Annotated in this window: 10 protein-coding genes, 1 pseudogene and 1 other annotated feature; of the genes and pseudogenes, 7 read left to right on the top strand and 4 right to left on the bottom strand. The window is 39.1% G+C overall.

Annotated features, from left to right (window positions below; translation table 11 throughout):
• Window positions 1–407, top strand: a 407-nt coding sequence (locus tag ACLNCN_RS02250) for an AI-2E family transporter (protein ID WP_424844535.1), incomplete at its 5' end; no start/stop codon positions are given.
• Window positions 408–613: 206 nt separating this feature from the next.
• Window positions 614–1,810, top strand: coding sequence for an elongation factor Tu (gene tuf / locus ACLNCN_RS02245; protein WP_001040726.1), 1,197 nt, complete (start codon window positions 614–616; stop codon window positions 1,808–1,810).
• Between the two features lie 318 nt (window positions 1,811–2,128).
• On the opposite strand, the gene ACLNCN_RS02240 is transcribed toward tuf, so the two are convergent.
• The 3 genes from ACLNCN_RS02240 to ACLNCN_RS02230 all read right to left on the bottom strand — a co-directional run bounded on the left by ACLNCN_RS02240 (window position 2,129) and on the right by ACLNCN_RS02230 (window position 5,101).
• Window positions 2,129–2,509: a hypothetical protein gene (locus tag ACLNCN_RS02240; RefSeq protein ID WP_223330095.1), complete on the bottom strand. Its 381-nt coding sequence runs from the start codon at window positions 2,507–2,509 to the stop codon at window positions 2,129–2,131.
• A 535-nt stretch (window positions 2,510–3,044) separates the two neighbouring features.
• Window positions 3,045–4,127 (bottom strand): DEAD/DEAH box helicase, encoded by a 1,083-nt coding sequence (locus ACLNCN_RS02235; protein WP_084926440.1) that lies wholly within the window; start codon window positions 4,125–4,127, stop codon window positions 3,045–3,047.
• On the bottom strand, window positions 4,124–5,101 hold the full coding sequence (locus ACLNCN_RS02230) for a Gfo/Idh/MocA family protein (protein ID WP_084926439.1): 978 nt from the start codon (window positions 5,099–5,101) through the stop codon (window positions 4,124–4,126). The genes ACLNCN_RS02235 and ACLNCN_RS02230 overlap by 4 nt, the downstream gene beginning before the upstream one ends.
• 141 nt (window positions 5,102–5,242) lie before the next feature.
• Here ACLNCN_RS02230 and ACLNCN_RS02225 point away from each other — a divergent pair, with 141 nt between their 5' ends.
• The 4 genes from ACLNCN_RS02225 to rpmA all read left to right on the top strand — a co-directional run bounded on the left by ACLNCN_RS02225 (window position 5,243) and on the right by rpmA (window position 7,114).
• Entirely contained in the window at window positions 5,243–5,941 is a 699-nt protein-coding gene (locus ACLNCN_RS02225) for a YoaK family protein (protein ID WP_153210530.1), read from the top strand.
• Between the two features lie 64 nt (window positions 5,942–6,005).
• Window positions 6,006–6,093, top strand: a sequence feature (ribosomal protein L21 leader region).
• 36 nt (window positions 6,094–6,129) lie between these two features.
• On the top strand, window positions 6,130–6,444 hold the full coding sequence (gene rplU / locus ACLNCN_RS02220) for a 50S ribosomal protein L21 (protein WP_000109141.1): 315 nt from the start codon (window positions 6,130–6,132) through the stop codon (window positions 6,442–6,444).
• 15 nt (window positions 6,445–6,459) lie between these two features.
• A complete protein-coding gene (locus ACLNCN_RS02215) occupies window positions 6,460–6,804 on the top strand; it encodes a ribosomal-processing cysteine protease Prp (RefSeq protein WP_000613694.1) in 345 nt (114 codons plus the stop codon).
• Between the two features lie 16 nt (window positions 6,805–6,820).
• The gene (gene rpmA, locus ACLNCN_RS02210) at window positions 6,821–7,114 is read left to right on the top strand and encodes a 50S ribosomal protein L27 (RefSeq protein WP_000916509.1); all 294 of its coding nucleotides are present in this window, start codon (window positions 6,821–6,823) and stop codon (window positions 7,112–7,114) included.
• Window positions 7,115–7,280: 166 nt separating this feature from the next.
• On the opposite strand, the pseudogene ACLNCN_RS02205 reads toward rpmA, so the two are convergent.
• Window positions 7,281–7,352: pseudogene (locus ACLNCN_RS02205) on the bottom strand (AraC family transcriptional regulator); the annotation flags it as partial.
• Here ACLNCN_RS02205 and ACLNCN_RS02200 point away from each other — a divergent pair.
• Window positions 7,345–7,608: LysR family transcriptional regulator (locus ACLNCN_RS02200; protein WP_424844534.1), on the top strand; the 264-nt coding region annotated here is incomplete at its 3' end. The pseudogene ACLNCN_RS02205 and the gene ACLNCN_RS02200 overlap by 8 nt on opposite strands.

Below are 7,608 nucleotides of genomic sequence, written 5' to 3'. Positions count from 1 at the left end.
TTATCGGATATAGCGTAATCGGTTTGAAATATGCTTTGGTCTTCGCTATCTTTTCAGGGTTAGCCAATCTCATTCCTTATGTAGGCCCTAGTATTGGTCTGATTCCGATGATTATCGCCAATGTCTTTACTGATCCCCATAGAATGCTGATTGCAGTTGTTTATATGCTGATCATTCAACAAGTGGATGGAAACATCCTCTACCCTCGAATCGTTGGTGGAGTGATGAAGGTTCATCCAATTACGATTTTAGTATTACTTTTGTTATCAAGTAATATATATGGTGTCATTGGCATGATTGTCGCAGTACCAACCTATTCTATCTTAAAAGAAATTTCTAAGTTTTTGTCACGTTTGTATGAAAACCATAAAATAATGAAAGAACGAGAAAGAGAATTAGCTAAGTAAAAGTCAGGAAATTCCTGATTTTTCTTTTTCATTAAAGAAGTGATAGGAGTAGAAATACCGTTTAGATTAGCAGATTAAGAATAATTCACAAAAACTTTGTAAAACACTTGCAATTTAGCCGAAATTTGATAAAATAGTAAGGAAAGTTAGACTGTATTGCCTACTGTCTATCTATAAAATATATTTTATTGGAGGCTTTTACTCAAATGGCAAAAGAAAAATACGATCGTAGTAAACCACACGTTAACATTGGTACTATCGGACACGTTGACCACGGTAAAACTACCCTAACTGCAGCTATCACAACTGTTTTGGCACGTCGCTTGCCTTCATCAGTTAACCAACCTAAAGACTATGCGTCTATCGATGCTGCTCCAGAAGAACGCGAACGCGGTATCACAATCAACACTGCGCACGTTGAGTACGAAACTGAAAAACGTCACTACGCTCACATCGACGCTCCAGGACACGCGGACTACGTTAAAAACATGATCACTGGTGCCGCTCAAATGGACGGAGCTATCCTTGTAGTAGCTTCAACTGACGGACCAATGCCACAAACTCGTGAGCACATCCTTCTTTCACGTCAGGTTGGTGTTAAACACCTTATCGTCTTCATGAACAAAGTTGACTTAGTTGACGACGAAGAATTGCTTGAATTGGTTGAAATGGAAATCCGTGACCTATTGTCAGAATACGACTTCCCAGGTGACGATCTTCCAGTTATCCAAGGTTCAGCTCTTAAAGCCCTTGAAGGTGACACTAAATACGAAGACATCGTTATGGAATTGATGAACACAGTTGATGAGTACATCCCAGAACCAGAACGTGACACTGACAAACCATTGCTTCTTCCAGTCGAAGACGTATTCTCAATCACTGGACGTGGTACAGTTGCTTCAGGACGTATCGACCGTGGTATCGTTAAAGTCAACGACGAAATCGAAATCGTTGGTATCAAAGAAGAAACTCAAAAAGCAGTTGTTACTGGTGTTGAAATGTTCCGTAAACAACTTGACGAAGGTCTTGCCGGAGATAACGTAGGTGTCCTTCTTCGTGGTGTTCAACGTGACGAAATCGAACGTGGACAAGTTATCGCTAAACCAGGTTCAATCAACCCACACACTAAATTCAAAGGTGAAGTTTACATCCTTACTAAAGAAGAAGGTGGACGTCACACTCCATTCTTCAACAACTACCGTCCACAATTCTACTTCCGTACTACTGACGTTACAGGTTCAATCGAACTTCCAGCAGGTACTGAAATGGTAATGCCTGGTGATAACGTGACAATCGACGTTGAGTTGATCCACCCAATCGCCGTAGAACAAGGTACTACATTCTCTATCCGTGAGGGTGGACGTACTGTTGGTTCAGGTATGGTTACAGAAATCGAAGCTTAATTCGATTTAGTTCCCAGAAGAACAATTATTTAAGTCAGACACTAAAAGAATCTTGCTTTGCAAGGTTCTTTTTTTAAAAAAATAAAAAGATAGACCTGATAAAGTCCAGATCCATCTAATAAGTTATTTTCAAGTGACTAGTTCGCTCCAAACACTAATATTCGATATAGTAGAGGTTTCACCAGCTGGAACCCATTTGTTAGTTCCTAAGTATCTAACTTCTAGTTTACGAACATTTACTATGTAAGATGCTTTTAGCCTGATGTAACCATAAGTGTAGGGTGGTACGTTATGGGATACTGAGTGATTTAAACTAAGTCAAAATCCAGACTCAGGAGCAGAAAAGCTAACAGCTGCACTTAAAGTTAGGGTAGCTCCAGCTTTTCCACCATAAGCAGTTGAACTTAGAGATCCTGATGTAGCGCTGCTCTTATAAGAGTGAGAGGAGCTAGTTCTATAGTCTGCAACACCAGTTGCATTAGAACGAGTCTGATACGTAGATTTAGACTCTAAATAGGCGTCTCTAAGTTCAGTCGTATAAAATGACAATAACTCTCCTGTGTTGATATCTTTTACAACACGATTAGATACAATTTCATAATTTGTGCAAGGATAGACATCAGCAAAAACCGTAGATGTTGTGACTAAGAAAAATAGATTTGATAGAACAGAGAAAAACAATAATTTCAATTTAATCATAAAAAAATGTCTATTCTTCATGATCAAAAGATTATTTTTTCAATCCTTTGAAAGTCATAATGCAACCCGAAAGGATACTGAGAGTTCCTATAGGTCTCCAATATAGCTGCCAAAAGAATAAATTTATTCTTCCTTTCAGTGTCTCATCGGGTCCAGCATAATAGGGGTTGATGTGAAATAATAAAAAACCAAAACATAAAACTATGATTCCGGTTAAGAATAAAATGTCCTTATTTACTTTCCTCATAAAATCTCCTTTTATTTAATTTTAAGCGTTTTCTATTATTAGTATACGTCAAAAAAATAAAAAAACAAGTCTATTTATTTATTAATTTATATGGTATAATAAAATAGTTGGAGAGTTTTTTTACTACGAATCTTATGTAGTTTTACAAAAAAGAGGCTAGATAAAAACTCAATTTTAGGAGAAAATGAAGTAAAATTTCCCACAATAAAACGCATAATATCAAGGTTCAATACCTGATATTATGCGTTTTTGATTTTAAAGACTTTTTGCCCAGCCTCAATGAGGGCTTTATTTTACATAGAGTTCTTGATTTTTTAGGACAATTTCTCGTACACTTGCAAACTTCTTAAGTTTTTTGATTTCTTCTGGATGAGTGACGAGAGTGATAACGTAACCTTCCTTGCCCATACGACCAGTACGGCCAGCACGGTGAGTGTAGGTTTCGCTATCTCTAGGAACATCAAAGTTTACGACACATTCGAGGCTATCGATATCAATTCCACGAGCCAGAAGGTCTGTTGCGAGAAGTAGGGTTAGTTGCTTGTCTTTAAACTTTTCTAAGATGACTTTTCTGAACTTGACATTGACATCACTAGCGAGGGAAACAGCCAAGATATCCCGATACTGTAGTTTTTCTTCTGCACTTCCAAGGTCTGATAGGCTGTTAAAGAAGACAAGACCTCGGAAATCCTCTACATGAGCCAGTTTTCGTAGCATATCCACTCGGTGACGTTGATCTACCTGCATGTAGAAGTGCTGGATGTTGTCCAATTTTTGGTCAGAGAGATCAATTGTACGTGTGTTAGGCGCAATCTTCTTTTGGTCAAACTTGGTTGTCGCACTCATATAGACAAGTTGGTGGTCACGAGGTGCGTAGTGAGTAATTTTCTCGACAAAGTGTATCTGAGAATCATCTAGCAATTGGTCGAATTCATCCAGGATGATGGTTTCCACATTCATCATCTTGATTTTTTTCAATTTAATCAACTCAAAGATACGGCCAGGTGTTCCAATCAGAATTTCTGGTCCTTTTTTAAGACGTTCAATTTGGCGCTTCTGACTCGAACCTGATAAGAAGAGTTGGGCAGTTAAGCCGATAGCTTCAGCCCATGTTTTACACACTTCAAAAATCTGTCCAGCAAGCTCAGTATTTGGTGCTAGAATCAAGAGTTGTTGGGCTTTTTTCTTTTGTAGTCTGAGAAGACTTGGTAGAAGGTAAGCTAGGGTCTTACCAGTTCCTGTAGGGCTCACTCCTAGGAGGTTTTCTCCAGCAAGAAGGGGCTCAAATAGTTGGGTTTGAATGGGAGTGAATTCTTGGAAATCGAGTTGGTCACTCAGTTCTTGCCATTCAGTCGGTAGTTTGGTTTTCATTTTTCTGCCTCAAATCTAATGCCAGCAGTCTGGCGCATAGTATATAGTAGCTCATGAACTGAACTTGCATCTTCCAGCCAAATTTGGTAGAGATTCAGATCTGGTTGCTGGATCATGTGTGCAAATGCAGCGACTTCCTCAGTCATCGTATGAGGAGTCTGTTGGATAGGGAGTTGGACTTGATTGCCTTGATGGTCGGTAAAAATAGCTGAGCTGACATGTTCGATGGTGTTGAGGGTCAAGGTACCATCTGTCGTATAAATCTCGCAAGGGAGATTGGAAGTGATGTTTTTTCCAGCCTTGATGTGAACTTGAAAGTCTGGGTAGAAGAGGATTCCGTCACCATTTAGGTCAATGCTATTGTCAAGCTGTTGCCCCTGATAGGTTGCGTCCTGAGCCTTTCCAAAGAGACGAACGGCAGCGTAGAGAGGATAAATCCCCAAATCCATAAGCGCTCCACCAGCAAAACGATCTGAAAAGACATTTGGTATCTGTCCAGCCAACAAGTTAGGCATTTTGGAAGAATACTTGGCATAGTTGAAATCTGCCCCTAAAATTTGCTTGTCTGCTAAAAAGTTTTTGATAGTTATAAAAGCTTTTTCATGGTAATTGCGAGCTGCTTCGAATATAAAACAGTGATTTTTCTCAGCTGTATGTCTCAAATCTAGCCATTCTTGTGGCTGAGTGACAGCTGGTTTTTCAAGAATGACGTGTTTACCTGCAGACAAGGCAGCTTTTGCCTGAGCAAAATGTAAGGAATTTGGACTGGCAATATAGACCACATCAAAGGAGCTCTTGAAGAAGTCTTCTAACTGATCAAAGAGTTGGATATTCTGATAGCAAGAAGCAAAGGTAGTCGCAGTTTTTAGTTTTCTAGAATAGACTGCGACCAGCTTGTATTCTCCACTGGAATGGGCTGCTTCTATGAAGTGGTGGCTGATAGCCCCTGTTCCGATGACACCTAATTTAAGCATAGTTACTCCTTTTCCAATTTCAAATCCTTCTTTCATTATAACATAGATAGACAGGACTATCCAACAGAGGGGAAAAAATTTCAAATAAGCTACTAGGTCTTTTCCAAAGAAAGTGGTACAATAATGAGATGAGTAAATGAAATGGGAGGGAAAATGAGGTTATTACCTATAAGAAAAATATCACGTCAGTCTAAGAGGCTAGCGCTTTTTTTGACTTTTTGTGCAGGTTATGTAGATGCCTATACGTTTATTTTGCGAGGGAATACTCTTGTAGCTGGACAAACTGGGAATGTCGTCTTTCTTTCAGTAGAATTAATTCAAAATAATGTTTCAGATGTTAGGGACAAGGTTCTCACCTTGTTAGCTTTTATGATGGGGGTCTTTCTATTAACAATTTATAAGGAAAAATTGAGAATTGTGAAAAAGCCAATTTTGTCATTGCTTCCTTTAGCAATCTTATCAATCATTATTGGTTTTGTGCCGCAGACTGTAGATAATATCTATCTAGTACCTCCCTTGGCCTTCTGTATGGGATTGGTGACAACTGCTTTTGGAGAAGTGTCGGGTATTGCCTATAATAACGCTTTTATGACAGGGAATATCAAGCGGACCATGCTGGCTTTTGGAGATTATTTCCGAACCAAGCACACACCTTTTTTGCGTGAAGGATTCATATTTGTTAGCCTGCTTAGTAGTTTTGTCCTTGGCGTTGTCTTTTCAGCCTATTTGACGATTTTCTATCATGAAAAGACCATCCTTGGTGTTCCTATTATGATGAGTATTTTTTACCTCAGCATGCTTTTTGCATCTTGGCAGAAAAAAGTAAAAGAAAAAGCTTGATTTTAGGTGTTATTACTTGTAAGAAAATAGGAGATATGCTATACTTGAAGAGTTGACTATGCACGATCCTGTGCAACCGCACGAACATCGTTGTTTGATTATTCAAGTTTAAGTGGTTCGTCCCACGATGCTAGGCGAGTCTTCACAAAAAATTCGGGGAAACCCATAAAAATCATAGGAGGTGCATAATGAGCACATACGCAATTATCAAAACTGGCGGAAAACAAGTTAAAGTTGAAGTTGGTCAAGCAGTTTACGTTGAAAAATTGAACGTTGAAGCTGGTCAAGAAGTTACTTTTAACGAAGTTGTTCTTGTTGGTGGTGAAAACACTGTTGTCGGAACTCCACTTGTTGCTGGAGCTACTGTAGTTGGAACTGTTGAAAAACAAGGAAAACAAAAGAAAGTTGTTACTTACAAGTACAAACCTAAAAAAGGTAGCCACCGTAAACAAGGTCACCGTCAACCATATACAAAAGTTGTCATCAACGCAATCAACGCTTAATTTTAAGGAGAACACATGATACAGGCAGTCTTTGAGAGAGCCGAAGATGGCGAGCTGAGGAGTGCGGAAATTACTGGACACGCCGAGAGTGGCGAATACGGCTTTGATGTCGTGTGTGCATCGGTTTCTACGCTTGCCATTAACTTTATCAATTCTATTGAGAAATTTGCAGGCTATGAACCAATCCTAGAATTAAACGAAGATGAAGGTGGCTATCTGATGGTTGAAATACCAAAAGATCTTCCTTCACACCAGAGAGAAATGACCCAGTTATTCTTTGAATCATTTTTCTTAGGTATGGCAAACTTATCGGAGAACTCTTCTGAGTTCGTCCAAACCAGAGTTATCACAGAAAACTAACACGGAGGAAAACATTATGTTAAAAATGACTCTTAACAACTTGCAACTTTTCGCCCACAAAAAAGGTGGAGGTTCTACATCAAACGGACGTGATTCACAAGCGAAACGTCTTGGAGCTAAAGCAGCTGACGGACAAACTGTAACAGGTGGATCAATCCTTTACCGTCAACGTGGTACACACATCTACCCAGGTGTAAACGTTGGACGTGGTGGAGACGATACTTTGTTCGCTAAAGTTGAAGGCGTAGTACGCTTTGAACGTAAAGGACGCGATAAAAAACAAGTTTCTGTTTACCCAATCGCAAAATAAAAAGGTCCAGTGAACCTTTTTATCCCGAGCCTTGAAATATAAAGGCGAGGAAGCTAGAAGTAGCATTAAATAAGGCTTTCCGAGTTTTCGGAGAGCCTGCTTTTTTGTTTTGCTACCCATGATTTTTTCATTCTTAGTGTAGATGAATTTTATGAGTGACATTATTTTTCTTCGATGGAAAACTTCTAAAATATGGTATAATGAAAAGATAAAGAAGTTGGGGGTAGAAGATGAACATTCAACAATTACGCTATGTTGTTGCCATTGCCAATAGTGGTACTTTCCGTGAAGCTGCTGAAAAGATGTATGTTAGTCAGCCAAGTCTGTCTATTTCTGTTCGTGATTTGGAAAAAGAGTTGGGCTTTAAGATTTTCCGTCGGACCAGCTCAGGGACTTTCTTGACCCGTCGTGGTATGGAATTCTATGAAAAAGCGCAAGAATTGGTTAAAGGATTTGATATTTTTCAAAATCAGTATGCCAATCCTGAGGAAGAA

The sequence above is a fragment of the Streptococcus sp. CL8.13 genome (assembly GCF_049737895.1).
This window is presented reverse-complemented; position numbering and strand designations above follow the sequence as displayed.